The organism is Streptomyces sp. NPDC005483 (assembly GCF_040606035.1).
GTDB lineage: Bacteria > Actinomycetota > Actinomycetes > Streptomycetales > Streptomycetaceae > Streptomyces.
The window spans coordinates 157426-182319 of sequence record NZ_JBEXEA010000006.1 but is presented as its reverse complement, the minus strand read 5'-3'; the positions used below and the strand labels follow the sequence as shown (position 1 = coordinate 182319).

Here is a 24894-nt window from a genome sequence, read left to right as displayed (position 1 = left end):
TGCAGGTGTCAGACGTCGGTGCGCGCGAGCCGGTAGGCCGCGCCGCCCAGTGCCAGTGCCGTCCAGCAGAGGAAGACCAGCAGCCCGGTGCCCGGCGACAGGGTGGTGGAGTCGTGGGTCAGGGCGAACATCGCCTGTCCCGCGTTGGACGGCAGGTAGGGGCTGATGTCGTCCTGCCAGGAGCTCGGGAGCAGGGAGATCAGTCCCGGGACGAGCATCAGGGAGGCCACCAGCACCGAGATCCCGCCGGCCACCGACCGCAGCAGGGCGCCCAGGGCGGTGCCGATCACGCCCACCAGGCCGAGGTAGAGCCCTGCGCCGAGCAGGCTGCGTACCACGCCCGCGTGCGAGAGGTCCATGGCGGCGGGCGTGCCCGAGACGATGCCGCTCCCGATCAGGAAGGCGACGAAGCCGCCCAGCGTCCCCACGGCCAGCGCGACCAGTCCGAACACGGCCGCCTTGGACCACAGCACCGGCAGTCTGCGCGGTACCGCCGCGAGCGTCGAGCGGATCATCCCGGTCGAGTATTCCCCCGCCGTGACCAGCACGCCGAGCACGCCCAGGGCCAGCTGGGCGAAGTTCGTACCGAAGAGGGACAGGCTGACGGCCGTGGCATCGGCGAAGTCCCGGTCCGTGTGTCCGGAGTTGATCCCCGACTTGTAGTGGCTCGCGGAGATCAGTCCGAAGGCCACCAGGAACAGCAGGCCGAGGCCGAGGGTGATCCACGTCGAGCGCAGGGACCACAGCTTGGCCCACTCGGAGGACAGGACACGGCGTCCGGTCACCCGGTAGACGGGGCGGGACGGGGCGGTCCGGGATTCCTCGGCCGTCGCGGTGAGGGTGCTCATGCGGGCCTCCCCAGGGGCTCGATCCCGGTCGTGGAGCCGTGGTATTCCACGGCATCCCTGGTCAGATCCATGAACGCCTCCTCCAGCGACACGGTTCGAGCACTCAATGCGAACAGCGCGATTCCGTGCTCGGCGGCTTTCAGCCCGATCTCCCGGGGGGTCAACCCGGTCACCTGCAGTTCCTCGGAGCCGATCTGGCCGGTGACGTCGACGCCCGGCCCGGCCAGCACGTCCCGCAGCCGCGCCGGGTTCTGCGTCGCCACGTTCACCGTGTGGCCGCCCGCCTCGCGGATCAGGTCCGCCACGGTCGTGTCGGCCAGCAACCGTCCGCGCCCGACGACGATCAGGTGGTCCGCAACCAGAGCCATCTCGCTCATGAGGTGGGACGACACGAACACCGTCCGCCCGTCCTCGGCGAGCGTCTTCAGGAGGTTGCGGATCCAGAGCACACCCTCCGGGTCCAGCCCGTTGACCGGCTCGTCCAGCATCACCGTCTGCGGGTCTCCCAGCAGCGCTGCCGCGATGCCCAGCCGCTGGCCCATCCCGAGGGAGAAGGCGCCGGCGCGCTTCTTCGCCACGCTGCCCAGACCCGCGAGGTCGATGACCTCGTCGACCCGGCGGCCCGGGATGCCGTGGGTCAGCGCGAGGGCCCTCAGGTGGTTGTACGCCGAGCGGCCCGGGTGGATCGACTTCGCCTCCAGGAGAGCGCCGACCTCTTGGAGCGGTGCCTGGTGCTGGGCGTAGTGGTGGCCGTTCACGGTGACGGAACCGCTCGTCGGGGCGTCGAGGCCGACGATCATGCGCATGGTCGTGGACTTCCCCGCTCCGTTGGGCCCCAGGAAGCCGGTCACCGTGCCCGGCTTCACGACGAAGTCCAGCCCGTCGACGGCCGTCTTCTCTCCGTACCTCTTGGTCAACTGGCGTGCGTCGATCATTCGCGTTTCTTTCTGTCGGTCTCCGGCGTCCGTGATCACCGACGCCACACCGGCAACGCTAAGTGCCGAATCGGTCGGATTTGGTGGTACCAGGAGGCTGAACCGCGCCGCACGTGTCGTACCGCGGTACTACGCGAAGACCTGCGGTGCCTTGCGTGCTCGCCGTCCATTCCCGCTCGCGACGGGCGCCAGGCAGCACGGGCGACGAGGTTGCGGCCGCCGACGTGGGCCGCGGCCTGCTCCGGTCTTCGTCTACAGTTCAGTAGACCGTCTACAGATCTGTAGTCACTTGGGTGGCGCGTACGCGTGCCCCCGCACACCCCTTAGGAGAGGGCCCGCGTCCATGACCGCACCCTTGTTCGCAGCAGCCCCACAGCTAGCGGTGAATGTCCTCAGTGCGCAGTCGCTTCTGGCGGCCTTCGGTGTGCTCGGGGTCGGCCTGGTGATGTTCGCCGAGACGGGCCTGCTGATCGGCTTCTTCCTGCCCGGCGACTCCCTGCTGTTCACAGCGGGACTGCTGTGCGCCAGGAGCGGTCGGCACGGCGTGCAGCTGTCCCTCGCTCCGCTACTGGTGGCCGCGGTCGTGGGCGCGCTTGCCGGGGCGCAGTGCGGCTATCTGCTCGGCCGGAAGGCAGGCGGGGCACTCCTCGCGCGCAGCCGCTCGGCCCGCCTGCACGAAGGGGCGCAGCGGGCCGAGGAGTTGCTGCAGCGGTATGGACACGCCAGGGCGATCGTGCTGGCCCGGTTCGTGCCGGTGGTGCGCACCGTGCTCAATCCGATGGCGGGGGCCCTGGGTGTTCCGCTGCGCACCTTCACCGTGTGGCAGATGGCCGGCGGGCTCGTCTGGAGCCTGGGGCTGACACTGGGCGGATACACGCTGGGCTCGTCCATCCCCGATGTGGACCGCTACCTGCTGCCCCTCGTCGCCGTGATCGTGGCCGTGTCACTGATTCCGCTCGCCACCGAGGTGCACCGCTCCCGCCGTGCGGCCAAGGCGAAGGAGGCAGGCGGATGACTCCCGCCTTCGACGGCTCCGCCCACACCGGCGTGGTGGATCTCGTTCACTGCTCGCCCGGCCGGTTCGGCGGCCTGGTACCGGCCTGGTCGGCCTGGTCGGCCTACGGTCCGGTGGTGTTCGCCGCGCCCAGGAGGGCGGCCTCGTGTCCGACGCGCCGGATGATCACGCGGGAGGCGTGCCCGGCGCCGGGTGACCGGTCGTTCCGCAGCGATCACACGGCCGTGGCCGCCTGCACGGTGGCTGACTTCAAGATCTGGGCCGGTCCGTGCTGTCCGCACCACATCGCGGCCGGAGTCGTGGTGGACGCCCTCGTCGCGGCGCTCGCGGTGCGCCGCCGTTTGAATACCCTGGCCCGGCGGATCACCAGCACTCGGCCGCGTCCGCCGGCACTGGCGTCATGAAACGCGGCGACCTCGGCGACCTGGCCGGCAGCGTCGGTCTGGGCGCCTGGACGGCGTTCGGCGTACTGACCATGACCGTGATCGGTGACGGGAAGCCGCTGTACGGCGACGCGGACCTGTTGTCCTGGTCCGTCGGCCACCGCCCTGCCGTGGCACTGGCGCTGGCTCGCGGCCTCACCGCCACCGGCACCGGTGTCATCCCGTACGTCCTCGTGGTGCTGGCGGGGATCATCGCCGGGCGCACTCCGCGTGGACGGGCCCTCGCCTCCGCCCTGTGCCTCGGCTGCCTCGGGGCGGGGCAGGCGGGGCGTTACGGCGTGATGGCGCTCGTCGCCCGGCCCCGCCCAGCCCACGCACACTGGGCCACGCACGCCTCGGGCTGGGCCTTTCCCTCCGGGCACTCCACCACGGCGGCACTCACCGCAGGACTCCTCGTCATCGCGGTGCACGTGCGCGCTCCACGCGGCAGGACCCTGCTCGCCCTCGTCTTCGGCTGCTGGGGCGCCCTGGTCGGGCTGACCCGCGTCTACCTCGGCGTGCACTGGTTCACCGATGTCGTCGGCGGCTGGTTGTTCGCGCTCGGCTGGCTCGGGATGTGCCTATGTGCCGCCGCCTGGCGGCTGCCCGAAGGGGCCATCACAGGTACGACGGGCACAGACCGGGAACCGACGGATGACCCTGGGCCACAGGATCCTGGTCGTCGAGGACGATCACGCCCTGCGTGACGTCCTGCTGCGCGGGGATACCACCGGCTCACCGACCGGCTGTCCGGGTTCTCCGCCGGGGGAGACGACCATCTGCCCGAACCCCTCCGTCCGTTACAGCGTCGGTGTGAACGGAACCCCGGTCGCCCCGCAGCGGCGAGCGGTCGGACTCGCGCGCCCTCGCGCGCCAGGTCCGAGCGCCGCCGGACGGCGTCTCCGCCGAGCAGTCGTCGCCTGCACTCCACCGGTAGGAGATACTGGGGGAGCACGACAGCGGACAACCAGGGGTGAGGGCGTGGACAGTTCGAGGGAGGCGGGCGGGCCGATGGCATCGCCGTCCCCCGTCGCGGGCGCCCTGCGCGTGCTCCCGCTGACGGACCGGCCGGGATGGCAGGCGGCAGGCGAGATCAGCCTGCTCACCCGCCCGGCTTGGGAACAGACGCTGCACCACCTTGCTCGGAGCGACGAAGAGGCGTGCCACTTGGAACTTTCCGCGGTCACCTTCGTCGATGTCGCCGGCGTGTCCGCCCTGGCGGTGACCGCCCAGGGCCTTCCCCAGGGGCGACGCATCGTGCTCGAGGAACCGCCTGCCACCCTGCGGCGCGTTCTTGACCTGTTCTGGCCGGACCTGCTCACTGTCGAGGTGATGGGACGATGATGGAGCCCAGCACCGAACCGTTCGTCCATCCCGCCTTGTTCTACCGAGGCGAGGAGGAGTACCTGCACGGCACCGTGCCGTTCGTCCGCGACGGCCTGAGGGCCGGGGAGCCTGTGGCGGTGGCAGTGCCCGGGCCGAACCTCGACATCCTCAAGTCGGCCCTGGGCGAGGACGTCGCCCACGTGACGCTCCTCGACATGACCGAGGCGGGGCGCAACCCCGGGAGGATCATCCCCAGGGTGCTGCGCGCCTTCGCGGACGCCCACCGTGAGAAGCGGGTTCGGATCATCGGTGAGCCGATCTGGGCCGGCCGCAGCGCCGTGGAGTACCCGGCGTGCGTCCAGCACGAGGCACTGATCAACCCGGCATTCCAGGGCCGGGACGTCACCATCCTGTGCCCCTACGACGTCGGCAGTCTCGACGAGCAGGTACTCACCGACGCGTACGCGACCCATCCCCTGGTCATCTCAGGTGGCAGGGAACAGTCCAGCACCGCCTACGCCCCCGAGTACGTGGTTGCACGCTACAACCAGCCTCTGGAACAGCCCGCGGCGGCCGAGGAACTCGTCTTCGACGCCGGCCAGCTGCCGAGAGCCCGGCAGTTCGCGGTCGAACAGGCCGCGCGACGCAGTCTTTCCGGGGTCCGTCTGGAGGACGTGGCCCTGATCGTGGCCGAGCTGACGACCAACAGCGTCGTGCACGGCGGGGGTTCCGGCACCCTGCGGATGTGGTCCGATGACGGCTATGTGGTGTGCGAGGTACGCGACCAGGGGTATCTGAACGATCCGCTCGCCGGCCGTCGCCCACCCGCACGGGACAGGCTCGGCGGCCGGGGCCTGCTGCTCGTGAACTCCCTCGCCGACCTGGTACGCGTCCACACCAGCCCCGACGGAACGGCCATCCGCTGCTACATCAGTTACAACTGATCCCCTCCGCACAGCACCAGGCGGTCCGTCAGCCAGGGTGAGGGTGGCTCCCGCAGGTGCACGTCTGCTCTCTGGGGGCGTCCGTCGGCGCTGGGCTTCGGGAGTAGCGCGGCTTGGCCGTGCAATGAGTGCGCGCCTCATGGTCAACCGGTGGTGCGTAGCGGCGGTGAGTCGGCAGCCTTCATCAGCCGTGTAGGGCGCTGGGGCAGCGGACTCCTCCTCCCGTCAGTTCCCGTTCGTCACTGTGACCCTGCGGCCACCAGCCTCGCGGTGATGGGTTCGAGCTCGGTGATCAGCTCGTCGAGTTCGGCGGGAGACAGGGCGTCGTACGGCGGGGCGGCGAGTTCATCGGTGAGGTCTTCGATGTGTTGCTTGGTCTCGCGGCCGGCGTCGGTGAACCGGCCGTGGGCGTCGACGAGCCCGCGTTCGCGCAAGCCGTCCATGACCGCGGTCAGCCGCTCTTTCGGCAGGTGATGGATGCGCCCGAACGACTCCGGCGGGTGAATGCCCATCTCCAGCGCGGAGAGCACGTGGGCCTCCGTGCCGCCGATGCGCGCACCGACGAGAGCGGCGACGTGCCCGTCACCGCGATGCTCGCGCAGCATGGTCGCGGAATGCCACAGCCGGGCGGCCGGGTCGCCCGGCACCGGAAGGGTACGCATCCCCGCGTACATCACCCGGCCTTCCATGGGCGCGTTCGTCGCTGCTTTGGTGGTGAGGTCGGCGGCGCGCACCAGGCCCGGGGAGTCGACCAGCTCCTCGCCGAGGATCCGCCGTAGGGAAGCCGCGCTGCCCCGCTCCCGCGCGGCGACGGACGCCTCGGGCGGGATGGTCTCCCACGCGCTCGGGATGTGCCGCGCGGCCTCTCCCTCGGCGAAGCTGTAGAAGGCCGCGTGCACCACTTGCGCCGGCACCCGTCCCAACGGCGCGGCGCGACTGGCGAAGTAGCCGTCCCAGTAGGTGCGGTGGCCGAGCGCGGCCAGCTCCTCGTTGCACTCGTCGGCGAAGAAGGTGACCAGACAGATCGGCTCCAGGAGCTCGAACATGCGACGGGCGGTGTGAGTCATGGCCCACATCATGCCTGCGGTCACGGCACGCCGTGGAGCACCGGCCTCGCCCTCACGACGCGCCCGTCGTCACACACGCCTGTGCTCCATGCGGCGACACGACGCATATGGCCGGCGTATCGAAAACCGCATACGGACCGGCAACACCGCGCTCCCTTCAATGGCGGACATGTCCTACAGCGAATCATCGCGTACAGCGGTCAAGACCGGGTCGTCCCGGAACGTCGATGCGAGGGCGGGGGACCGGTGAGCCGGACCACGCCTCACCGAGGGCGCAGGATCCCCGGCGGCAGGCTGACCGTCGAACTGATCAGCGCCGCCGAGCACTTGGCGTTCGTGCGGACGCAGCGGTCGGTCAGCTTCCTGCAGACCCCGGCGTGGGCCCGCGTCAAGACCGAGTGGCGCGGCGAGTCCCTCGGCTGGTACGACGGCAGACAGCTGGTCGGTGCCGGGCTCGTCCTGCACCGCCCGGTGCCGCGGCTCGAGCGCTACACCCTGGCCTATCTGCCCGAGGGCCCGGTCATCGACTGGTCCGGCGACATCGACGCGTGGCTCGACCCGCTGGCGGCCCGTCTCAGGGCTCGCGGCGCGTTCGCGATCCGGCTCGGCCCGCCGGTGCGCACGAACACCTGGAGCGCCGCTCAGGTCAAGGAGGGGATCGCCGACCCCGGCATCAAGCGGCTCACCGACCTGCCCGGGCAGCGGGACGACCCCGTCGGCGCCGCGGTGACCGGTCGGCTCAGGGACGCCGGCTGGCTGCCGCAGAGCCCGGAAGACGGCTTCGGGGTCGGGCATCCGCAGTTCAAGTACGAGATCCCGCTGGCCGGCAGGACGGAGGACGACCTGCTCAGGAGCATGAACCAGCTCTGGCGCCGCAACATCAAGAAGGCGGCCAAAGAGGGCGTCGAGGTCACGGTCGGCGAGGACCTGAAGGTGTTCCACGACCTCTACGTCCACACCGCCGAGCGCGACCACTTCACACCCCGGCCGCTGCGCTACTTCCAGACCATGTTCGAGGCGCTGACCGCGGAGGACCCTGAGCGGATCAGGCTCTATCTGGCCCGTCACCAGGGTGACGTGGTCGCCGCCACCATCCTGGTCCGAGTCGGCGCCCACGCGTGGTACGCCTACGGCGCCTCGTCGACCCGCAAGCGAGAGGTGCGCGGCTCCAACGCCTGCCAATGGGCGATGATCCGAGACTCGCTCGCGGCCGGCTGCGACGTCTACGACCTGCGCGGCATCACACCCACCCTCGACCCCGACGATCCGCACGCCGGGCTGATCCAGTTCAAGGTCGGCACCGGCGGCCAGGCGGTGAGGTACGCCGGCGAATGGGACCGGCCGCTGCGGCCGTTGGTCTACCGGGCGTTCGACCTGTACATCAAGCGGCGCGGGCGATGAGCCTGGATCTCCCCACCGCGGCAATCTCGTCCAGAACCGTGAGGAGGCCGTCGAACGCCCCGCGCCCCCGGCAGACCGTCGCTCCTCCCGCTCACCTCGCCGAACTACGCGAGCGCGGCGGCCACTTCGTCGAGACGCGCCCCGCGGGATGCCTTGACCAGTACCACATCGCCTGCGGCCAGCTGGGTGCGCAGCCAGGCGACGGCCGCGCCGTTGTCGGCCACCACCACCACCGCCCGCTCGCCCGCCCCCTCGGCGATCGACAGGGCGGCCCTGCCGACCGCGACCACCAGGTCGGCCCGCGAGGCGGCGTACTCCCCGACGGCACGGTGCTCGGCCCCGCTGTCGTCGCCGAGCTCGAGCATCTCGCCGAGGACGGCGATGCGGCGCCCGCCCTCGATCGCGGCCAGCGCGTCCAGGGCCGCGCGGGTCGAGTCGGGGTTGGCGTTGTAGGAGTCGTTGAGCAGCATCGCGCCGCCGGCGAGGCCGCGCAGCTCCATGCGCCACCGCGACAGCGCGGCAGTGGCCAGCCGCGCCGCTGCCATATCGAGCGGTACGCCGGCCACCAGCGCCGAGGCTGCGGCAGCCGACGCCTTGAACGCCTGGTGGGCGCCCACGTGCGGCAGCGCGACGGAAGCCGAGGTGTCGGCGGTCCGCAGCGTGAACGACGGTCGGCCGAGCCGGTCCAGAACTACGCCGAACGCCCGCACGTCGGCATGCTCCGCCCGGCCGAAGGTCAGCACCGGGCCCTCGGTGAGCGAGCGCATCGCTACCGCCCGGGGATCGTCGGCGTTGAGGACGGCGGTGCCACCCGGCGCCAGCCCCCGCACGAGTTCGCCCTTGGCCTCGGCGATGGCAGCGCGCGATCCGAACTCGCCGAGGTGGGCCCGGCCGACGTTGACGACGACGGCGATGTCGGGCGCGACCAGGCCGGTGAGTTGGGCGATGTCGCCCACATGTCGGGCCCCCATCTCGAGGACGAGGAACCGGGTCGTGGCATCGGCGCGCAGCATGGTGAGCGGCACACCGAGCTCGTTGTTGAACGAGCCGAACGTGGCGATCGTCGGTCCTGTGCTCGACAGCACGGCCGCCAGCAGGTCCTTGGTGCTGGTCTTGCCCTGCGAGCCGGTCACCCCGAACACGGTCAGCCCGTCGCGCAGCCGGCCTACGACGTGGGCGGCGAGCGCCTGCAACGCGGCCTGGGCGTCTTCGACGACGACGGTGGGCAGCGGCGTGGGCCGGGAGCCGAGTACGGCGACGGCACCGAACCGCCCTGCCTGCTCGGCGTAGTCGTGGCCGTCGACGCGCTCGCCGGCGAAGGCGACGAAGAGGCCGCCCCGTTCGGCTCGTCGGCTGTCGAGCACGGCCGGCGCGGTCACCATCATTGAACCGTCGCTGTCGCCGTCGCCGGAAATGGAGCCGCCGACGACCGTGGCGATCTCACCGACGCTGAGCGGGATCACGCCGAGGCCTCGCAGATCCGGGAGAGAGGGCAGGGGAAAAGCGGAATAGGATGGACGATCAAATGAGCCATGTGCTCGACGCTACCGGCCTGTTGCTTATCGTCGGCGTATCGAAAACCGCATACACCGCGGCAACACCCCGTCATCTTGGCTGTCGGCATGACCCACAGCGAATCAGCCCGAAAGGCGGCCGACAGCCCCCGATCTCCGGCGACTTCGTCCTCTTCGGCGGTCCCGGCAACGGGCATCACCGTCTACGGATGCGGGCAGGACGAGGCAACTCTGTTCCGGCAGAAGGCACTCCGCTTCGGTGTCACGACCACACTCACGGAGGCGGCGGTATCCGAAGCCAACACCGACCTTTCCGCAGGGAATCGGTGCATCAGCGTAGGCCACAAGGCTCGGATCCCCCCTTCCGTACTCCTCGCCCTCAGCCGAGTCGGAGTGATGTACATCTCCACGCGCAGCATCGGCTGCAACCACATCGACGTGGAATACGCGGCAAGCGTCGGCATCTCCGTCGAAAATGTCACCTACTCGCCCGACAGCGTGGCCGACTACACGCTGATGCTCATGTTGATGGCGGTACGGAACGCGAAATTTACGGTGCGCCGCTCCGACCGTCACGATTACCGGCTGAACGAGGTGCGCGGGAAAGAACTGCGCGACCTGACCGTCGGGGTCGTCGGAACGGGACGCATCGGCACGGCGGTCAGGGAAAGGCTGCGGGGTTTCGGCGGTCGAATACTCTCCTATGACCCTCGCCCAGGGACGTCTGGCGACTACGTCTCCCTCGATGACTTGCTACGGCTGAGCGACATCGTGTCACTCCACGCACCGCTCACCCCGGATACGCATCATCTCCTCGACCGCCGGCGGATCGAGCAGATGAAACGCGGCGCCTTCCTCGTCAATACCGGCCGCGGTCCCCTGATCGACACCGAAGCCCTCACCTCGGCACTGGAAGGCGGCCGGCTGGGCGGGGCGGCGCTGGATGTCATCGAAGGAGAAGAAGGAATCTTCTACACCGACTGCCGTAACAACCACATCAAAGGCAAAGCACTGCTACGGCTGCAGGAGATGCCGAACGTGCTCATCACTCCGCACACCGCGTACTACACGGAGCACGCCCTGATCGACATGGTCCAGAACTCGATCACCAACTGCCTGACATTCGAAAGAAGGAATCAGCGTGGCTAGGTTGAAGGTCGGCATCATCTTCGGTGGCTGCTCCGAGGAGCACTCTGTCTCCGTCAAGTCCGCGCGAGAGGTCGCGCGGCATCTCGACATCGAGACGTATGAGCCGTTCTACATCGGGATCACGCAGAGCGGTGACTGGAGGTTGTGCGACGGGCCTGACGCGGACTGGGAGAAGGGCGACCACCGCGCGGCCGTGCTGTCGCCGGACCGAAGCGTGCGCGGACTGCTCGTCCTGGACCAGGGGCGGTACGAGACGGTCCCCCTGGACGTCGTGCTGCCGGTGCTGCACGGCAGACTCGGAGAGGACGGCGCCATACAGGGTCTCCTCGAACTCTCCGGAATCCCCTACGTCGGCTGCGACATCCAGAGTTCCGCGCTGTGCATGGACAAGTCCCTCACCTACCTCGTCGCCGAGAACGTGGGAATCCGCACGCCGAATCACTGGACCCTCACAACGGGCGAAACCATCGACCCCGACCGGATCACCTGTCCGGCCTTCGTGAAGCCGGCCCGTTCGGGATCGTCCTTCGGCGTCACCAAGGTGTCGCGGAAAGAGGAGCTCATGGGTGCGGTGGAAACCGCCCGACGGTACGACGCGAAGGTGCTGATCGAAGAGGCCGTCGCCGGCAGCGAGATCGGGTGTGCCATCCTCGGGAACGAGAAGGACCTGATCGCCGGGCAGGTGGACCACATCGCGCTCTCCCACGGCTTCTTCAGGATCCATCAGGAGGTCCAGCCCGAGACCGGATCCGACAACTCCGTGGCGATCGTCCCCGCCGACATTCCGGAGGAGTCGCGCTCGCTCGTCGCCGAGAAGGCGAAGGCCGTCTACCGCGCCCTGGGGTGCAGGGGACTCTCGCGGGTGGACATGTTCCTCAAGGAGGACGGCGAAGTGGTCCTCAACGAGGTCAATACGTTCCCCGGTATGACCTCGTACAGCCGTTATCCGAGGATGATGGCGGCCGCGGATCTCCCCCTCACCGAGGTGATCCACCGTCTGGTGTCACTGGCACTGCCGGGGAAGCCCCGATGAACGAGAACTTCGCCTTCGTGGACGAGCTCGTCCCCGGGATACGCTGGGACGCCAAGTACGCCACCTGGGACAATTTCACCGGCAAACCGGTGGACGGTTACCTGGCGAATCGCATCGTCGGCACGAAGGTCCTGTGCGCCGCTCTGGAAAAGGCACGGGACAAGGCCGGATCCCTCGGCTTCGGCCTGCTGCTCTGGGACGGCTACCGTCCACAACGCGCCGTGGACTGCTTCGTACGCTGGTCGCGACAGGCGGAGGACGGCCGGACGAAGCCGCGGCATTATCCGCATATCGACCGCTCCGACATGTTCGAGTTGGGGTACGTGGCCACCATGTCGGGCCACAGCCGCGGCAGCACCGTCGATGTGACGTTGTATCACCTGGACACCGGAGAACTCGCCTCCATGGGCGGTGGTCACGACCTGATGGATGCCCGCTCCCACCACGGCGCGACGGTGATCGAGCAAGCCGAAGCACGAAACCGCGAACAGCTGCGCTTCCTCATGGAGGACTGCGGCTTCACGTCGTACGCCTACGAATGGTGGCATTACACACTGAAAGAAGAACCATATCCAGACACCTACTTCGACTTTCCCATCACGTAGAGCGCGGTCGGCCCCGGGACCGGAGGTCCCGGGGCACTGAACGCCGCTACTCGTCACACGAAGGCGCTCTGGCCCGTGATCGACTTGCCGACGATCAGGGTGTTCATCTCGCGGGTGCCCTCGAAGGAGTAGATCGCCTCCGCGTCGGCGAAGAAGCGGGCGATGTCGTGGTCCAGGAGGATGCCGTTGCCGCCGAAGATCTCCCGGCCCCAGGCCACGACCTCCCGCATCCGCGAGGTGACGAACGCCTTGGCCAGGGACGAGTGTTCGTCGCGGAAGATGCCAGCGTCCTGGAGGCGGGCGAGCTGGACCAGCATCCCCCAGGAGGCGGTGATGTTGCCGAGGCTCTTGACCAGGAGGTCCTGCACGAGCTGGAAGCCGCCGATGGGGCGGCCGAACTGCTGCCGCTCCCGGGCGTAGTCCAGGGCCAGTTCGTAGGCGCCCGTCATGACACCGAGCGCCTGCCAGGCCACCCCGGCGCGGGTCGCGCGCAGGATCTCGGCGACGTCGCGGAACGAGTTGATGTTCTGCAGGCGGTTCGCCTCCGGCACCCGCACGTCGGTCAGTGCGATCTCGGCGTTCTCGACGATGCGGAAGGCGAGCTTGTTCTCGATCTTCACCGGGTCGAAGCCGGGCATGCCCTTCTCGACGACGAAGCCCTTGACGTGGTGGTCGGCCTCGTCCCGCGCCCAGACCACGACGTGGTCGGCGAAGGTGGCGTTGCCGATCCACTTCTTGGCGCCGTTGAGGACCCAGGTGTCGCCCTCCCGCCGGGCAGTGGTGCGCATGCCGCCCGCGACGTCGGAGCCACCCAGCGGCTCGGTCATCGCGAACGCGCCGATCCTGTCCATCGCCGCCATGGCCGGCAGCCAGCGGTCGCGCTGCTCCTGGTTGCCGCCGGAGTGGACCGAGTACATGGCCAGGCCGTTGTGGACGCCGAAGAACGTGGACACCGAGGCGTCGGTGCGGGCCATCTCCATGGCCATCATGCCGCTGAGCAGGTTGCTCACGGCCGGACGGTGCTCGCCGTAGCCCTCGTAGGGCAGTCCGGCGAGGCCGCTCTCGCGGAACAGGCCGATGAGCTCCGTCGGGAACTCGCCCTTGGCCCAGTACTCGTTGACCAGCGGCTTGACCTGGTCACGCATGAGGTCGCGGGCCTTCAGCAGGAGCTTGTGCTCGTCGTCCGGCAGCAGCGACTCGTAGTGGTAGAAGTCGGCGGTCAGCCTGCCCTCGAGCGGTTCCATGGTGGTGGTCATCTCAGTTCTCCTCCTTGTCCGCGCTGTCCAGGGCTGCCAGGACAGCGAGTTGCCTGCGGTCGCGCGTCTCGGTGAGTTCCGAGTACGTGAAGGAGCCGTAGGCCTTTTCCACGGCTTCGACGAGCCGTTCCTGCTGGTCTTCGTCCGGCGACGGGGTACCGGCTCCCGCCCCCGTCTGCTGCATCGACTTGCCGATGTGCTCGACCAGGTGCCGGTAACCACCGGGCCCGCCCCCCAGGTGCGAGCCGAGGAACGGCCCGACCGTGGCCCAGCGCAGGCCAAGGGAGTTGGTCACCACCTTGTCGAGGTCCTCGGGGGTCACCACGCCCTGCTCGACGAGGTACACCGCCTCGCGGCCGAGCGCGTTCTGCAGGCGGTTGCCGACGAAGCCGGGGATCTCCTCGCGCTCGACGACCGGGGTGCGGCCGACCGAGGTGTAGAAGTCCAGCGCGGCCTGCACGGCGTCCTCGCCGGTGCGTTCGCCCGGCACGACCTCGACCAGCGGGACCAGGTGCGGCGGGTTGAAAGGGTGACCGATCAGCACGCGGGCGGCGTCCGCGTCCGCCAGCTCACCCGTGAACGCGGTCGACGGGATCGCCGACGAGGAGCTGAGCAGCAGCGCGTGGGCGGGTGCCTCACGGGCCAGGGTGGCGAACAGGCCCTGCTTGAACTCGACGCGCTCCGGGCCGTTCTCCTGTACGACGTCCGCGTCCCGGACCGCGTCGGTGACGTCGGCCGCGATGTGTACCCGATGGGCGAGGCCGGTCACGTCCAGGCCCCGGGCGGCCAGGTGCGGGGCGTACTGCTCCAGGGCCTCGCTGACGGCCTCGGCGAGGTCCCCGCGCGGGTCGCTCACCCGGACGGTCAGGCCGTAGGCGGCGAACAGCGCCGTCCAGGACAGGCCGATGGTTCCGGCGCCGATGACGGCGGCCGTACGGAAGGGGCGGGTCATGAGGAGGCGCCTCCCTTCAGGTAGTCGTGGACCGGCTCGACGCCGGACAGCGTCAGGTCGGTGAGGATGTGGCTGGCGGACACGACCTCCAGCACCGGCAGGTCGGCCAGCGGGGCGAGCACGTGCGCGAAGAGCTGGAGCCGGGCCGGGCCGGTCCAGGCCCCCTTGACGGTGAGGTCGGTGATACGGGTGCGGACCAGTTCCTGCACACGTGGCATGCCGTCGTAGCCGGGCACGGTCTTGAGCATGAACGTCGGCACGGAGATCTGCGCCTCGGCCTCGCGCCGGTCGAGCTCGTGGTGCTTGTAGCCCATGGTCGCGGTGGCGACCCGCAGCGAGCCGTGGTCCAGGGTGCCGACGACCGCGCCGGAGTCGACGTACAGCGAGGGGGAGCCCATGACCTTCGGGTAGGCGGCGACCTCGCGGCCGGAGGCGGTCGCAGGGAAGTTGTCGAGGTACATCGCGTGCAGGTACTCGCCCTGCTCGCCGTCGAAGCTGACGGGGATCGCCTGGCCGGCCTCCGTGTAGGGGCCGTAGCCGCTGACGTCGCCCATCTTCATGACCTCGAACCGGACCAAGGGCTCGTCGACGCGCAGCGGTTCGGGGACGACGGCCCGCAGGGTGCCGGGGTCGGTGCGGTAGACGATGTTGAGGTACTCGCGGTCGGTGAACCGCGGGACCATCGGCGCGAACGCCGGGCTGGTGAGCGGGGTGGTCAGGTGCTGTCGTACGTCTTCGGCCTTCATGTCCCTCACCGCCCCGTCCAGCGCGGCGAACGGCGCTCGGCGAAGGCGGTCATGCCCTCGCGTACGTCGTCCGAGGCCATCAGGGTCTTCATCTCCCCGCGCTGGAAGGCGAAGGCCTCGGCGTCGGGGGCACTGTCGGCGGCGCGGACGACGCGCTTGACCGCTGCCAGCGCGAGCGGGGCGTTGTCCGCGAGCCGTTCGGCCAGCCGGAGGGCCTCGGCGACGGCCTGGCCCTTGGCAGTGACCCGGTTGGCCAGTCCCAGGTCGCCGGCCCGGCGGCCGTCGACGGGCTCGCCGGTCAGCAGCAGCTCCATGGCCAGGTGGTGCGGGACGCGCTTGGGCAGCCGGATCACGCCGCCGCCCGCGGCGATCAGGCCGCGCTTGACCTCGGGCAGGCCGAACCGGGCGTCCTCGGCCGCGACGATCAGGTCGCAGGCCAGGGCCAGTTCGAAGCCGCCGCCCATGGCGAAGCCCTCCACGGCGGCGATCAGGGGCTTGCTCGGCTCGGCCTCGGTCAGGCCGCCGAATCCGCGCCCCTCGATCTCGGGGGACTCGCCGCGCAGTGCGGCCTTCAGGTCCATGCCTGCGCTGAACGTGCCGCCCTCGCCGGTCAGGACGCCGGCCCGCAGGGTCGGGTCGGCCTCCAACTCGTCGAGAGCAGCGGCGAGTTCGGTGGCGAGGGCCGCGTTGACCGCGTTGCGGGCCTCGGGGCGGTCGAGGGTGATGAGGAGAGCGGAGCCGATGCGTTCGGTGCGAACGACCGGAGTGACGGGGTTGTTCATGGGGGTGTTCTCCTGTCCGGTCAGCGGGCGGCGTCGAGTTCGGCGAGGACGTCCGCGGTGTCCTGGCCCGCGACCGGCGCCAGGCGGCGGATCGAGCCGGGGGTGGCGGAGAACCGCACCGGAATGCCGATGGTGCGGACGGTGCCCTCGGTCGGATGCTCGACGCTGTCCAGCAGATGGCCGTCGCGGACGTACGGGTCCTCGTGGGCGCGGTCCAGTTCCAGCACCGGGGCCATCGGGATGCTGTGCTTGGCGCACACCTCCGCCCACTCCTCGGTGGTCAGCGCCGGGGCGCAGGTCTCCAGGAGTGCGGCCAGGTCCTCGTGGTCGGCGCTGTCGATGGCGTCCCCGTTGACGCGCGGGTCCTCGGCGAGGTCGGGGCGTCCGGCGGCGGTGAGGAAGTCCCGGTAGTTCTGCGGGTTGTACGGCATGACGCAGGCCAGGCCGTCCTTGGTGCGCACCGCCTTGTGCCCCTTGAGCATCGACAGCGCGAACCCGGTGGGGCCCGTCTCGGGCACGTGGGTGTGGCCCGCGAGGTGCTCGACCAGGTTGAACGCGATCAGGGTGTCCGTCATGGGGATCTCGACGAGCTGGCCCCGGCCGGTCCGGCCCCGGTGCAGCAGGGCGGCGAGCACGCTGTACGCGATGGTCAGCGAGGAGACCTTGTCGCCGATGATGGTCGGAAGGTAGACGGGCTCGCCGAGCGCCCGGTCGGCGATGTCCACCAGGCCGGAGGCGGCCTGTACGGTCTCGTCGTACGCGGCGTTGCCGGCGCGGTCGGAGTCGCTGCGGAAGCCCTGGGCGTGCGCGTAGACGAGTCCGGGGTTGCGGGCGGCGATGTCGTCGTAGGACAGGCCCAGGCGGTGCAGGGCGCCGGGCCGCATGTTGGTGATCAGCACGTCCGCGGTGTCGATCAGCTCGAGGGCCCGCTCGCGGTCGGTGTCGTCCTTGAGGTTGAGGGACACGCTGCGCTTGTTGCGGTTGACGTTGAGGTTCAGCGGGGTCATGCCCGGCGTGGTGCGGTAGTGGCCGACGCGGACGGTGTCGGCGGGCGACTCGATCTTGATCACGTCGGCGCCGAGGTCCCCGAGGATCTGAGCGGCGTAGGGGCCCATCACCACGGTCGACAGGTCGATCACGCGGGTGCCCTCCAGGGGGCCGGTGACGGTGTTCGCGAGGTCCGTCATGACTTTCCTTCACTCCTTGCTTCGCGCTTTACGTGTATCTGGAAACTAAGTTACAGCGAGCGTCGCCGGAAAAGAAAGCCGAGGGAATGACCGAATGACGAAAGGCGGTATGACCGCAGTGGTCATACCGCAATCTGTGAAGGATTTTCGTTTGCCTAGAAGCGGAGCGGCTCGGCGAACACCTCGCGAGCCGCCGCCACGACTTCCTCCAGGTCGCCGCCCTGGCCCCGGTCCTTGCGCCAGATCAGACCCGTCTCCAGACGGGGCTGGAGATCGGAGAACGGAAGAACGGTGACATTGTCCAGATGGTAATTCTGAACGGGGCTTCTGGGATCCAGCATGGAAATGGAGAAGGCCAGTCCGCTGGACACGATCTCGGAAATTCCCTCGAAAGCGGCGCTGTTTATCTCGATGCGCTTCTTGATGCCGAGTTCGGACAGTTGCTGGTCGAGTCCGCGGAAATACGCGTTGGTCACGGCCGCCGGGGAGACGACGTAGGCGAGTTCGGCCAGTTCCGTCAGGGCGACGGACTCGCGCCCGTCGAACCGGTCCTTGGGGACGACCGCGCCGAGCCGTTCCGACATCACCGGCAGCAGCTCCAGCGCGGGGTCGCCGCCTGCCGGGAGGCGGGCCAGTGTCAGTGCGAGTCTGCCGTCGCAGACGGCGTCGACGAGGCGGTCGGTGCCGCCCGGCCAGCGCTTGATCTCGAACCGGTCGCGGACCCGTTCGGCCAGGGCGTCCATCCGCTCCCGCAGATCCGGATGGACGCCGCTGGGCACTCCCAGCAGCAGGGTGGCGCGCCGCGGCCGGGCCGTCTCGTCCAGCCGCCACTGGATGGAGTCGACCTGCGCGAGGACTCCGCGCGCGATCGGCAGCAGGGCGGTGCCGGCCTGAGTGAGTGTCACGTGGTGGGTGTCGCGGTCGAACAGCCGGTGTCCGAGTTCGCTTTCAAGATCCTTGATCCGTCTGCTCAGGGGGGAGGCCGCCATGTGCAGCTTGCGGGCCGCGGTGGAGAAGTTCAGTTCCTGGGCGACAGCGACGAAGTAACGCAGATGCAGGAGTTCCACGGTGCCACCGTAAAGGGCGGCCCTGGGGGCGTGATCAAGAACCTTGCCGGTGCAGTCCGCTATGGGTCGGTGGAACGCCGCGTAGCCGGCGTCCGGATGTTCGGCGTCTTGGGCTCGCGGTCCTGCCTGAGCTGCGGCGGAAGGCGGTGGGTTGACGCATGCCGATATGGGCATACGATGGCGACATGGCACGAGCGGCGACGACCTCGGACGCGTTCAACGCGATAGCCGAACCGCAGCGGCGGGAGATCCTGGTACTGCTGCGGGGCGGTGAGCGGCCGGTGAACGACCTGGCGCGGAGCCTGGGGATGACCCAGCCGCAGGCGTCCAAGCACCTGCGGGTCCTCCGCGAAGTCGGGCTCGTGCGGGTCCGCGGCGCGGGAAAACAGCGTCTGTACGGGCTGGACGCCCACGGGCTGCGGCCGGTGCACGAGTGGCTGGGCGGCTTCGAGCGGTTCTGGAGCGGCAGCTTCGACCGGCTGGACGAGTACGTGCAGGACCTGAAACAGGCAAGGCGAGAGGAGTCACCCGATGGCGACGACCAGTAGCGGCGGCGCGCCCGAAGAGGCGTCCCCGGAGCGAGAGATCGTGATGTCCCGGGTCATCAGCGCCCCGCAGGAGCTGGTGTTCGAAGCGTTCACGCAGGTCCGGCACCTGTCGCGGTGGTGGGGACCGGAAGGGTTCTCCACCACCACGCGGTCTTTCGAGTTCCGCGTCGGCGGGGCCTGGGACTTCGTGATGCACGGCCCGGACGGGACCGACTACCAGGAGTGGATCACCTGGCGGGAGATCGTCCCGTCGGAGCGGATCGCTCTGCTGCACGGCGAGTCCCGCGACGACCCCAACGCGTTCGAGTCGTACCTGGCCTTCGAACCGGCCGGCGACGAGACCCGGATCGTGATGCGCACGGTGTTCCCCACGAAGGAACTCCGCGACGAGGCGGTGGAGAAGTACCACGCGATCGAGGGCGGCGAGCAGACGCTGCGCAACCTGGCGGCCTACGTCGCCGAAGTCCTCCGGAACGACACGGGCCGGAACGGGACCACCCCGTAAGGGGAGGAGATCTGATGGCCGGCAAGGTGTTCTTCAGTGTGACGATGTCGCTCGACGGGTTCATGGCGCCCGAGGCCGTGCCGGCAGAGGACGCCTTCTCGCCCGGGACGCAGGACGACCCGCGCGTCAGACGCTGGGTGACGAAGTGGTCGGAGTTGCAGGCGTGGGCGTTCCCGCAGCGGTGGTTCCGGGAGAACCTCAAGCTCGGCGAGGGTGGTGAGGAAGGGCTCGACAACGACATCGCACGGGCGACGTACGAGCGCACCGGCGCGAGCGTCATGGGCAAGCGGATGTTCGACCTCGGCGAACCGGCTTGGCCGGAGACGGCGCCGTTCCACACCCCGGTGTTCGTCGTCACCCATTCCGAGCGTGACCCGTGGGAGCGGCCGGGAGGCACCACCTTCCACTTCGTCAACGACGGCATCCACAGCGCCCTCGCCCAGTCCCGCGAGGCCGCGGGCGACCGCGACGTGCGCATCGCCGGCGGCGCCGAGACGATCCAGGAGTACCTGGATGCCGGCCTGATCGACGAGTTCTCGATCACGCTCGCGCCGGTGCTGTTCGGCACCGGCATCCGCCTGTTCGACCGCGTGGACCCCGACCGTCTCGCCCTCGCCCAGACCCGCGCGGACGCCTCGGCCCGGGTGACCCACCTGACCTACACCGTCGGTAGACGCTAGCCCGCGTTCCCGCGGCGTGCGGTGTCGGCATGTCACCTCAGGGCGAGGTACCGGTCCGTGACCTGACTTTCCTCGTTCGGCGATCGCGCGGTCGGCGAACACGATGCCAGGGGCGGCGTCGCGGCCGGCCGCGGGCGCCCGCAACCTGCGGCATCTCGTCGTACAGGGGCAGGAGTTGAGTGGCGCCGTTTGCGGTAGTCGCCGGTCAGCGACACCGCGAGTGGGAGGGCCACGCCGTCGGCGAACGAGCGGCTCCCGCACACGGTCTGTTCCGGCCCCGACAGCCGTGACTCGGTCTGCTTCGGTCCCGGCTCGGCGCCAACGGCTGGATCAATGACCGGAGAGGATCGTTGCTCGGGGCGTGAGCGTGGTCTTCGGGATCGTTGATCGGCCGGTGGTGTTCGGCCGATCAGGTGCGGTCGTGGAGAGTGACCTGGTAGCCGTCGGGGTCGGCGAAGGTGAACGTCCGACCGAAAGGGCCGTCGATCGGTGCGGACACGATGGTGTGAGCGTCGGCGACGAGAGCGTCGTGAATGGCCTGGACGTCTGTGGCGTGGAGCCAGATCGCGGCACCGATGCCGGGCTGGGCAACGGATGCGAGATCGGTGCCGGGTACGACGTCGCGGAGTGCGAACGCGATCGGCTTCGTCTCGAAGACGACGGCGTGCGGGGGTCCGGCCTGCGAGCGGACCAGGCCGAGGTACTGCTCGTAGAACGCCTGTGACGCGTCGAGGTCGCGCGCCTGGAGCGAGATGAAGTCGGGGCCGGTGACGGGCATGGCGATGCTCCTTCTTTGCGTGTCAGTTTTCTGACACGGGTCAACCTATGTCAGAATCCTGACATGAATCAAGACGGTGTCGACCTGGAGACGTCACTGGGCTACCTGCTCAAAGAGGCGTCGAGTGTCCTCCGAGCGGCCATGGAGGAGGTGCTGCGGCCGCTCGGGATGAGCGTGACGCACTACTCCTGCCTCGAACTGCTGGCGCAACGACCGGGCTTGTCGAACTCCGAGCTCGCGCGGGGTGCGTTCGTGACACGGCAGTCGATGAACGTGCTGCTCCAGGCCCTGGAACGAGACGGCTACGTGACCAGGCCGGCGGAGGCGCCCGTCGGGAAGGCTCTTCCCACGCGGCTCACGCCTCGCGGCCGACGGAGCCTTGAGAAGGCGACCGTGGCGGTTCGATCCGTCGAGGTCAGAATGCTGGCCGGCATGACGGAGACCGAGCGGTCAGCCGCGTTCCGGATCCTGCAGAGCATGATCCGTTCCCTGCGCGAAGGCGACGACAGCGCATAGCTGCCGTCGACCTCAAGAACCGACAGACCCCCGACTTCCCGACTTCTACGGCGCGGTCAGAACCAGTGCAGGCAGTGCGGGGGGCGGTCGGCGCGGAAGAGGGCGTCGGCCAGGGCGGCCGCGTCCGGGTGGTGGGCCCGGATGTGTCCGGCACGCACGAGCGTGCTCGGGGCGGTGCCGCCGAGGTAGACCGAACCCAGGTCGCTCACGTCCAGGGACAGGTCGGGCTCCCGGTCTGTCGGGACGCAGTCGGCCTTGCCGTCCTGGACGGTCAGCAGGTAGCGGGCTTGCTCGCCGAGGAACGGGTCCTCGACGTCGAGGACGAGCTCGCCGTCCGTGAACCAGCCGCGCGCGGTCAGCGCACGCGGGACGTCCAGCAGCCGCACCCAGAGCCAGTCCATGTCGCCGCTCACCTCGCCGGCGCGGTAGTCCGCGAGCTGCCAGCGCAGCGGGTGCTGAGGCGGGACGTGCTTGAACACCACCTGGGAGACCAGGTCGTGGCCCAGCACGAACCGGGCCAGGGCCGTGAAGACGGCGTCGTCGCCGGTAATGGTCTCGTCGACGGTCAAGGTTCCGGAGTCGTCGATCGAATAGCTGGCGTACCCGTCCGGGACGCCGTCGGTGCCGCGGTGGACGGCGACGTAGCGCGGCGCCGGAGAGATCGGGGGCCGGCCCGCGCGCAGGGCCCACCAGCGGTGCGGCCGGGACAACGCGCCGGGCTGCGCGCGGCGATACCGGTCGTAGACGTCCTCCAGGATCGTGTCGCACTCGGCACGACGCAGCACCTCGACCGAGCCCTGGTCCGGGCGGGCCACCGGTGTGTCGGCTGCTCCGCGTGACCGGGGGAGCGCGAGGTCGGCTCGGTGGCGGGGCACCGTCAGCTGGGCCGTGTAGGTGGCCGGGCCATAGCCGAACCTGCCGTAGATCGTGGCTTGGGAGGCCAGCAGCACGGAGAGGAACTCCCCGCGACCGCGCAGGTCGGTGAGTTGATGCCGCATCATCGCTCTGAGCACGCCTCGGCGTCGGTGTGAGGGCAGGACGCCCACGGCGGTCACCCCGGGGGCCGGGACGAGGGTTTCACCGGGCAGAGTGAGCTCGAAGGAGTGCGTGGCGGCGGTGCCGACGGGGCGCCCTTCCGCTGTCAGGGCGAGCAGGCAGCGGTCCGTTTCGAGCGCCGACCACCACAGCCCGCCGCCCTCGACCGGGGTCTCCGGGAAGCGCCCGAACGCGGCATGGACGGTGTCGACGAAGACGTCGAGATCCTCGTCGGTCGTGGGACGTATCTCCATCGCTGCCGCTGCCTCCTCGGAATACCGGCACCACGGCTGGTGGCGCCTGGCCTCAGTGCAGCGTTGACCTGCGGCCCGGTCAAACGAATTTCGACTCGGCCTGCGGTCGCTCACAGCCTCCCGGGTGCCCGGGCGCGATGCCGACGCCCCTCACCGCCGCCGCCCTGACCCCGGCGCCATGCGGAATCCCGAGGCCTCCGAGCCTCCAAAGGCCAGGCCCTACCGTCCTCGTGCCTGCTCCAGGTTCGACCGATGGGGGCGGTTGAGCCAGTCCGCATGCGGCCCCAGACGCGCGTCGACCGGTTCCTCTCCTCGCCGGAGCGCGTCGATGTAGGCACGATCGGCGGCGAGTCGAGCCGCCACCTGGGGACCCTCGGCAACGGCGCCATGGCCGGGGACCACGACATCGACGTGCCTGGCGGCCTCATCCAGCCGGTCGAGTGCCCTCTCGTAGGCGCCCACCTGATCGTCTTGGCGAACGTCGAAGAGCGGGATCAGTACGTCGGAGAGCATGTCGCCGACGATCAGGACGCCACGGTCCGCGAGGAGGATCGCGGCATGGCCGACGGCGTGCGCCTGATGCTCGATGATCTCACCTGGCACGGGTGCGCCGGTGGTGGGCAGCGGGGTGAGGAGCGCGATGAGCTCGAGCGGGATGCCGGACGCGCTCTCCGCGGCCATCGCCTGCGCCCGCTCTCTGGCCTCACCGGCGACACGGGCCGCGGCGGGGGTGGCGTAGCGCGGCACGTCGCCGAGGCGGGGATGCCAGAGCAGGTGGTCCCAGTGGGGATGCGTACAGAACCCGGCGACCACCGGGATACCCAGTTGGTCCACCGCATCGGCGAGTTGGTCCAACTCGGAGCCATTGATACCGGGATCGATCACGATCAACCCCTCGTCCCCCCGCACCACGACGGAATTGCTCCAGACCCACTCGCTCTGCCGGACCCAGACTCCGTCGGCCACCTGATTCAGCTCGCCCATCTCTACTCCCAACAGTTGGTTACCGTGCTGAGACTGCGATCCGCAGCGAAACTCATCGCCGTCGGCGTGAGCTGATCGGATCTACGCTGTGACCTGCGGCCACCAGGGTGGGCAGGCCCATCGTCGAAGGAGATGCGGTGCTGGGGTTGCTGGGCTTCTACGACGAACTCGACGATCGCCCCGGCCGGCCCAACGGGTCCGTACGCGATGCCGTCCAGCGCATCGGCGAGCCGGACGAGGCGGATCTGGTGGCGTACCTGGATACCGGCCACGTCCTCCTCGACGTCATGGAAGGGGGACACGATGTCATCACCGGGAGCGCGCACCGACATTCCTTGGGCTGTTCGTCGCTGGTCACCGACGGTACCTGGCTCTGGCGCCAGGACTTCCCGCACTACGTCGAAACGCACCACGTCGTGTTGCCCGAGGCGTTCATCGAGCACGTACGTGGCCTGAACTATCAGATGCCGACCCTCATCACCGCGCAGTTCGCGCCCCACTACAACGAGACCATGCCCCTCGTCGGCTGGGCCGCGGCCGTCCCGTGGCGGTCGACTGCGGCGGCGCTCGAACCCGCACCGCGAGCAGTGACAAGCAAGGCCCAGTTCGACGCGGCGATGCCGGCCCAGGAACGAAACCGGCCACACGGCGGCTGGACCAAGCCCCGCAAGCCCAGGAGAGCGTGAGGCACCACCGGCGCAGGGAAGCTCGGTCGGCGAAGACCGAAACGTCAAATGCGGCGCGGTACGGCTCCGTCCTGCCGGCGGTAGAGGTCGCGCAGCAGGGAAATCTCGGCGCCGTGATGGATCAGCTCCCTGTTGACGTGCAGGACCCTGTTCTCCATGGGAAAACGCTCGGGACCCACCGGGGGCGGATTCTCCAGGTCAGCGTCCGAGAGCTCGCGAACCCCCGCGTTCCATCTCCCGTACATCTCATCGAGCTGTCTCAGCGCTTCGTCAGCGGTCCCGGCGTAGGGGAATGTCTCGGAGTCGACGTCCTGGCCGCCGAAGTACCATCCGACCCGATAGCCCAGGCACGAGACGATGATGTGCGCCAGCCGCCAGGCAATCGTGGTCACCGGCGCCGGTGTGGGCGCCGTGTCAGGGGACGCGGAGTCCATCCTCCATCCCCCCGAACCTTCCGACATCGGTGCGGCCGAGGTGCCGCGGGGGCGGATGCTCCAGCAGTCGCGCACCGGCTCCCAGAAGTACTCCTCATCGGTCAGACCGTCCAGCCGCGGCCGCAGATTCTTGCACCAATACCAGTCCAACTGCTCCGCGAGCCGCTCGCTTCTTGTCATTTCCGCACCCTATAGATCACGAGATCACGGGCGACCTGGCTGCGG

Annotated in this window: 28 protein-coding genes and 1 pseudogene; 14 read left to right on the top strand and 15 right to left on the bottom strand. The window is 69.4% G+C overall.

Annotated features, from left to right (window positions below):
* Positions 1 to 8: 8 nt before the first annotated feature.
* Both ABZT06_RS14180 and ABZT06_RS14175 read right to left on the bottom strand, forming a co-directional pair.
* Positions 9 to 848 carry an ABC transporter permease gene (locus ABZT06_RS14180; protein WP_355739793.1) on the bottom strand — a complete coding sequence of 280 codons (840 nt, stop codon included), beginning with the start codon at positions 846 to 848 and terminating at the stop codon, positions 9 to 11.
* Positions 845 to 1783: an ATP-binding cassette domain-containing protein gene (locus ABZT06_RS14175; RefSeq protein WP_355739789.1), complete on the bottom strand. Its 939-nt coding sequence runs from the start codon at positions 1781 to 1783 to the stop codon at positions 845 to 847. Before ABZT06_RS14175 ends, ABZT06_RS14180 begins: the two co-directional genes overlap by 4 nt.
* A gap of 343 nt (positions 1784 to 2126) precedes the next feature.
* Between ABZT06_RS14175 and ABZT06_RS14170 the strand changes: the two genes are divergently transcribed.
* The 5 genes from ABZT06_RS14170 to ABZT06_RS14150 all read left to right on the top strand — a co-directional run bounded on the left by ABZT06_RS14170 (position 2127) and on the right by ABZT06_RS14150 (position 5490).
* On the top strand, positions 2127 to 2798 hold the full coding sequence (locus ABZT06_RS14170) for a DedA family protein (RefSeq protein ID WP_355739786.1): 672 nt from the start codon (positions 2127 to 2129) through the stop codon (positions 2796 to 2798).
* Positions 2795 to 3202 carry a hypothetical protein gene (locus tag ABZT06_RS14165; RefSeq protein WP_355739783.1) on the top strand — a complete coding sequence of 136 codons (408 nt, stop codon included), beginning with the start codon at positions 2795 to 2797 and terminating at the stop codon, positions 3200 to 3202. Before ABZT06_RS14170 ends, ABZT06_RS14165 begins: the two co-directional genes overlap by 4 nt.
* Complete coding sequence (locus tag ABZT06_RS14160) at positions 3199 to 3927, top strand: phosphatase PAP2 family protein (RefSeq protein WP_355739781.1); 729 nt, start codon at positions 3199 to 3201, stop codon at positions 3925 to 3927. Before ABZT06_RS14165 ends, ABZT06_RS14160 begins: the two co-directional genes overlap by 4 nt.
* 304 nt (positions 3928 to 4231) lie before the next feature.
* Positions 4232 to 4564, top strand: coding sequence for an STAS domain-containing protein (locus ABZT06_RS14155; RefSeq protein ID WP_355739778.1), 333 nt, complete (start codon positions 4232 to 4234; stop codon positions 4562 to 4564).
* On the top strand, positions 4561 to 5490 hold the full coding sequence (locus ABZT06_RS14150; RefSeq protein ID WP_355739776.1) for a sensor histidine kinase: 930 nt from the start codon (positions 4561 to 4563) through the stop codon (positions 5488 to 5490). The genes ABZT06_RS14155 and ABZT06_RS14150 overlap by 4 nt, the downstream gene beginning before the upstream one ends.
* A gap of 239 nt (positions 5491 to 5729) precedes the next feature.
* Here the strand turns inward: ABZT06_RS14150 and ABZT06_RS14145 are convergent, their stop codons facing one another.
* The gene (locus ABZT06_RS14145; protein ID WP_355739773.1) at positions 5730 to 6557 is read right to left on the bottom strand and encodes a MarR family transcriptional regulator; all 828 of its coding nucleotides are present in this window, start codon (positions 6555 to 6557) and stop codon (positions 5730 to 5732) included.
* Between the two features lie 294 nt (positions 6558 to 6851).
* Between ABZT06_RS14145 and ABZT06_RS14140 the strand changes: the two genes are divergently transcribed.
* Complete coding sequence (locus tag ABZT06_RS14140) at positions 6852 to 7958, top strand: peptidoglycan bridge formation glycyltransferase FemA/FemB family protein (RefSeq protein ID WP_355740171.1); 1107 nt, start codon at positions 6852 to 6854, stop codon at positions 7956 to 7958.
* A gap of 104 nt (positions 7959 to 8062) precedes the next feature.
* Here ABZT06_RS14140 and murF read toward each other — a convergent pair whose 3' ends face one another.
* On the bottom strand, positions 8063 to 9421 hold the full coding sequence (gene murF, locus ABZT06_RS14135; RefSeq protein ID WP_355739771.1) for a UDP-N-acetylmuramoyl-tripeptide--D-alanyl-D-alanine ligase: 1359 nt from the start codon (positions 9419 to 9421) through the stop codon (positions 8063 to 8065).
* Positions 9422 to 9580: 159 nt separating this feature from the next.
* On the opposite strand from murF, the gene ABZT06_RS14130 reads away from it, so the two are divergent.
* Genes ABZT06_RS14130 through vanX form a run of 3 tightly spaced genes read left to right on the top strand, consistent with a single transcriptional unit; the run spans position 9581 to position 12259 of the window.
* A complete protein-coding gene (locus ABZT06_RS14130) occupies positions 9581 to 10621 on the top strand; it encodes a D-isomer specific 2-hydroxyacid dehydrogenase family protein (protein WP_355739768.1) in 1041 nt (346 codons plus the stop codon).
* Positions 10614 to 11654, top strand: coding sequence for a D-alanine--(R)-lactate ligase (vanA, locus tag ABZT06_RS14125; protein WP_355739765.1), 1041 nt, complete (start codon positions 10614 to 10616; stop codon positions 11652 to 11654). The genes ABZT06_RS14130 and vanA overlap by 8 nt, the downstream gene beginning before the upstream one ends.
* On the top strand, positions 11651 to 12259 hold the full coding sequence (gene vanX, locus ABZT06_RS14120) for a D-Ala-D-Ala dipeptidase VanX (RefSeq protein WP_355739762.1): 609 nt from the start codon (positions 11651 to 11653) through the stop codon (positions 12257 to 12259). The genes vanA and vanX overlap by 4 nt, the downstream gene beginning before the upstream one ends.
* Positions 12260 to 12312: 53 nt before the next feature.
* On the opposite strand, the gene ABZT06_RS14115 is transcribed toward vanX, so the two are convergent.
* The 6 genes from ABZT06_RS14115 to ABZT06_RS14090 form a co-directional block, all read right to left on the bottom strand.
* Positions 12313 to 13515 carry an acyl-CoA dehydrogenase family protein gene (locus tag ABZT06_RS14115; protein WP_355739760.1) on the bottom strand — a complete coding sequence of 401 codons (1203 nt, stop codon included), beginning with the start codon at positions 13513 to 13515 and terminating at the stop codon, positions 12313 to 12315.
* Between the two features lies 1 nt (position 13516).
* Positions 13517 to 14467, bottom strand: coding sequence for a 3-hydroxyacyl-CoA dehydrogenase NAD-binding domain-containing protein (locus ABZT06_RS14110; RefSeq protein WP_355739758.1), 951 nt, complete (start codon positions 14465 to 14467; stop codon positions 13517 to 13519).
* A complete protein-coding gene (locus ABZT06_RS14105; protein ID WP_355739755.1) occupies positions 14464 to 15213 on the bottom strand; it encodes an acetoacetate decarboxylase in 750 nt (249 codons plus the stop codon). Before ABZT06_RS14105 ends, ABZT06_RS14110 begins: the two co-directional genes overlap by 4 nt.
* Before the next feature lie 5 nt (positions 15214 to 15218).
* Positions 15219 to 15995, bottom strand: a complete 777-nt coding sequence (locus tag ABZT06_RS14100) for a crotonase/enoyl-CoA hydratase family protein (protein ID WP_355739752.1) — start codon at positions 15993 to 15995, stop codon at positions 15219 to 15221.
* 20 nt (positions 15996 to 16015) lie between these two features.
* Positions 16016 to 17182 (bottom strand): CoA transferase, encoded by a 1167-nt coding sequence (locus ABZT06_RS14095; RefSeq protein ID WP_355739749.1) that lies wholly within the window; start codon positions 17180 to 17182, stop codon positions 16016 to 16018.
* Positions 17183 to 17337: 155 nt separating this feature from the next.
* Positions 17338 to 18249: a LysR family transcriptional regulator gene (locus tag ABZT06_RS14090; RefSeq protein ID WP_355739746.1), complete on the bottom strand. Its 912-nt coding sequence runs from the start codon at positions 18247 to 18249 to the stop codon at positions 17338 to 17340.
* 185 nt (positions 18250 to 18434) lie between these two features.
* On the opposite strand from ABZT06_RS14090, the gene ABZT06_RS14085 reads away from it, so the two are divergent.
* Genes ABZT06_RS14085 through ABZT06_RS14075 form a run of 3 tightly spaced genes read left to right on the top strand, consistent with a single transcriptional unit; the run spans position 18435 to position 19982 of the window.
* Positions 18435 to 18797 (top strand): metalloregulator ArsR/SmtB family transcription factor, encoded by a 363-nt coding sequence (locus ABZT06_RS14085; protein WP_355739744.1) that lies wholly within the window; start codon positions 18435 to 18437, stop codon positions 18795 to 18797.
* Complete coding sequence (locus tag ABZT06_RS14080) at positions 18781 to 19302, top strand: SRPBCC family protein (protein ID WP_355739742.1); 522 nt, start codon at positions 18781 to 18783, stop codon at positions 19300 to 19302. Before ABZT06_RS14085 ends, ABZT06_RS14080 begins: the two co-directional genes overlap by 17 nt.
* 14 nt (positions 19303 to 19316) lie before the next feature.
* Entirely contained in the window at positions 19317 to 19982 is a 666-nt protein-coding gene (locus ABZT06_RS14075) for a dihydrofolate reductase family protein (RefSeq protein WP_355739739.1), read from the top strand.
* A gap of 109 nt (positions 19983 to 20091) precedes the next feature.
* Here the strand turns inward: ABZT06_RS14075 and ABZT06_RS14070 are convergent.
* Together ABZT06_RS14070 and ABZT06_RS14065 are read right to left on the bottom strand one after the other, a co-directional pair.
* A pseudogene (locus ABZT06_RS14070) lies at positions 20092 to 20224 on the bottom strand (IS5/IS1182 family transposase); the annotation flags it as partial.
* Between the two features lie 167 nt (positions 20225 to 20391).
* Positions 20392 to 20760: a VOC family protein gene (locus ABZT06_RS14065; protein ID WP_355739737.1), complete on the bottom strand. Its 369-nt coding sequence runs from the start codon at positions 20758 to 20760 to the stop codon at positions 20392 to 20394.
* A gap of 63 nt (positions 20761 to 20823) precedes the next feature.
* Between ABZT06_RS14065 and ABZT06_RS14060 the strand changes: the two genes are divergently transcribed.
* Positions 20824 to 21276, top strand: a complete 453-nt coding sequence (locus ABZT06_RS14060) for a MarR family transcriptional regulator (RefSeq protein WP_355739736.1) — start codon at positions 20824 to 20826, stop codon at positions 21274 to 21276.
* Positions 21277 to 21332: 56 nt separating this feature from the next.
* Here ABZT06_RS14060 and ABZT06_RS14055 read toward each other — a convergent pair whose 3' ends face one another.
* The gene (locus ABZT06_RS14055) at positions 21333 to 22565 is read right to left on the bottom strand and encodes a GNAT family N-acetyltransferase (RefSeq protein WP_355739733.1); all 1233 of its coding nucleotides are present in this window, start codon (positions 22563 to 22565) and stop codon (positions 21333 to 21335) included.
* A 219-nt stretch (positions 22566 to 22784) separates the two neighbouring features.
* Entirely contained in the window at positions 22785 to 23549 is a 765-nt protein-coding gene (locus ABZT06_RS14050; RefSeq protein WP_355739730.1) for an MBL fold metallo-hydrolase, read from the bottom strand.
* Between the two features lie 137 nt (positions 23550 to 23686).
* On the opposite strand from ABZT06_RS14050, the gene ABZT06_RS14045 reads away from it, so the two are divergent.
* Positions 23687 to 24235, top strand: coding sequence for a hypothetical protein (locus tag ABZT06_RS14045; RefSeq protein WP_355739727.1), 549 nt, complete (start codon positions 23687 to 23689; stop codon positions 24233 to 24235).
* A 44-nt stretch (positions 24236 to 24279) separates the two neighbouring features.
* Here ABZT06_RS14045 and ABZT06_RS14040 read toward each other — a convergent pair whose 3' ends face one another.
* The gene (locus ABZT06_RS14040) at positions 24280 to 24849 is read right to left on the bottom strand and encodes a DinB family protein (RefSeq protein WP_355739725.1); all 570 of its coding nucleotides are present in this window, start codon (positions 24847 to 24849) and stop codon (positions 24280 to 24282) included.
* Between the last annotated feature and the right edge of the window lie 45 nt (positions 24850 to 24894).

Coding starts and splice junctions, on each gene's coding strand:
- ABZT06_RS14180 (WP_355739793.1), bottom strand. CDS start 848: ATGAGCACCCTCACCGCGACGGCCGAGGAATCCCGGACCGCCCCGTCC.
- ABZT06_RS14175 (WP_355739789.1), bottom strand. CDS start 1,783: ATGATCGACGCACGCCAGTTGACCAAGAGGTACGGAGAGAAGACGGCC.
- ABZT06_RS14170 (WP_355739786.1), top strand. CDS start 2,127: ATGACCGCACCCTTGTTCGCAGCAGCCCCACAGCTAGCGGTGAATGTC.
- ABZT06_RS14165 (WP_355739783.1), top strand. CDS start 2,795: ATGACTCCCGCCTTCGACGGCTCCGCCCACACCGGCGTGGTGGATCTC.
- ABZT06_RS14160 (WP_355739781.1), top strand. CDS start 3,199: ATGAAACGCGGCGACCTCGGCGACCTGGCCGGCAGCGTCGGTCTGGGC.
- ABZT06_RS14155 (WP_355739778.1), top strand. CDS start 4,232: ATGGCATCGCCGTCCCCCGTCGCGGGCGCCCTGCGCGTGCTCCCGCTG.
- ABZT06_RS14150 (WP_355739776.1), top strand. CDS start 4,561: ATGATGGAGCCCAGCACCGAACCGTTCGTCCATCCCGCCTTGTTCTAC.
- ABZT06_RS14145 (WP_355739773.1), bottom strand. CDS start 6,557: ATGACTCACACCGCCCGTCGCATGTTCGAGCTCCTGGAGCCGATCTGT.
- ABZT06_RS14130 (WP_355739768.1), top strand. CDS start 9,581: ATGACCCACAGCGAATCAGCCCGAAAGGCGGCCGACAGCCCCCGATCT.
- vanX (WP_355739762.1), top strand. CDS start 11,651: ATGAACGAGAACTTCGCCTTCGTGGACGAGCTCGTCCCCGGGATACGC.
- ABZT06_RS14115 (WP_355739760.1), bottom strand. CDS start 13,515: ATGACCACCACCATGGAACCGCTCGAGGGCAGGCTGACCGCCGACTTC.
- ABZT06_RS14110 (WP_355739758.1), bottom strand. CDS start 14,467: ATGACCCGCCCCTTCCGTACGGCCGCCGTCATCGGCGCCGGAACCATC.
- ABZT06_RS14105 (WP_355739755.1), bottom strand. CDS start 15,213: ATGAAGGCCGAAGACGTACGACAGCACCTGACCACCCCGCTCACCAGC.
- ABZT06_RS14100 (WP_355739752.1), bottom strand. CDS start 15,995: ATGAACAACCCCGTCACTCCGGTCGTTCGCACCGAACGCATCGGCTCC.
- ABZT06_RS14095 (WP_355739749.1), bottom strand. CDS start 17,182: ATGACGGACCTCGCGAACACCGTCACCGGCCCCCTGGAGGGCACCCGC.
- ABZT06_RS14085 (WP_355739744.1), top strand. CDS start 18,435: ATGGCACGAGCGGCGACGACCTCGGACGCGTTCAACGCGATAGCCGAA.
- ABZT06_RS14080 (WP_355739742.1), top strand. CDS start 18,781: ATGGCGACGACCAGTAGCGGCGGCGCGCCCGAAGAGGCGTCCCCGGAG.
- ABZT06_RS14075 (WP_355739739.1), top strand. CDS start 19,317: ATGGCCGGCAAGGTGTTCTTCAGTGTGACGATGTCGCTCGACGGGTTC.
- ABZT06_RS14065 (WP_355739737.1), bottom strand. CDS start 20,760: ATGCCCGTCACCGGCCCCGACTTCATCTCGCTCCAGGCGCGCGACCTC.
- ABZT06_RS14060 (WP_355739736.1), top strand. CDS start 20,824: ATGAATCAAGACGGTGTCGACCTGGAGACGTCACTGGGCTACCTGCTC.
- ABZT06_RS14055 (WP_355739733.1), bottom strand. CDS start 22,565: ATGGAGATACGTCCCACGACCGACGAGGATCTCGACGTCTTCGTCGAC.
- ABZT06_RS14050 (WP_355739730.1), bottom strand. CDS start 23,549: ATGGGCGAGCTGAATCAGGTGGCCGACGGAGTCTGGGTCCGGCAGAGC.
- ABZT06_RS14040 (WP_355739725.1), bottom strand. CDS start 24,849: ATGACAAGAAGCGAGCGGCTCGCGGAGCAGTTGGACTGGTATTGGTGC.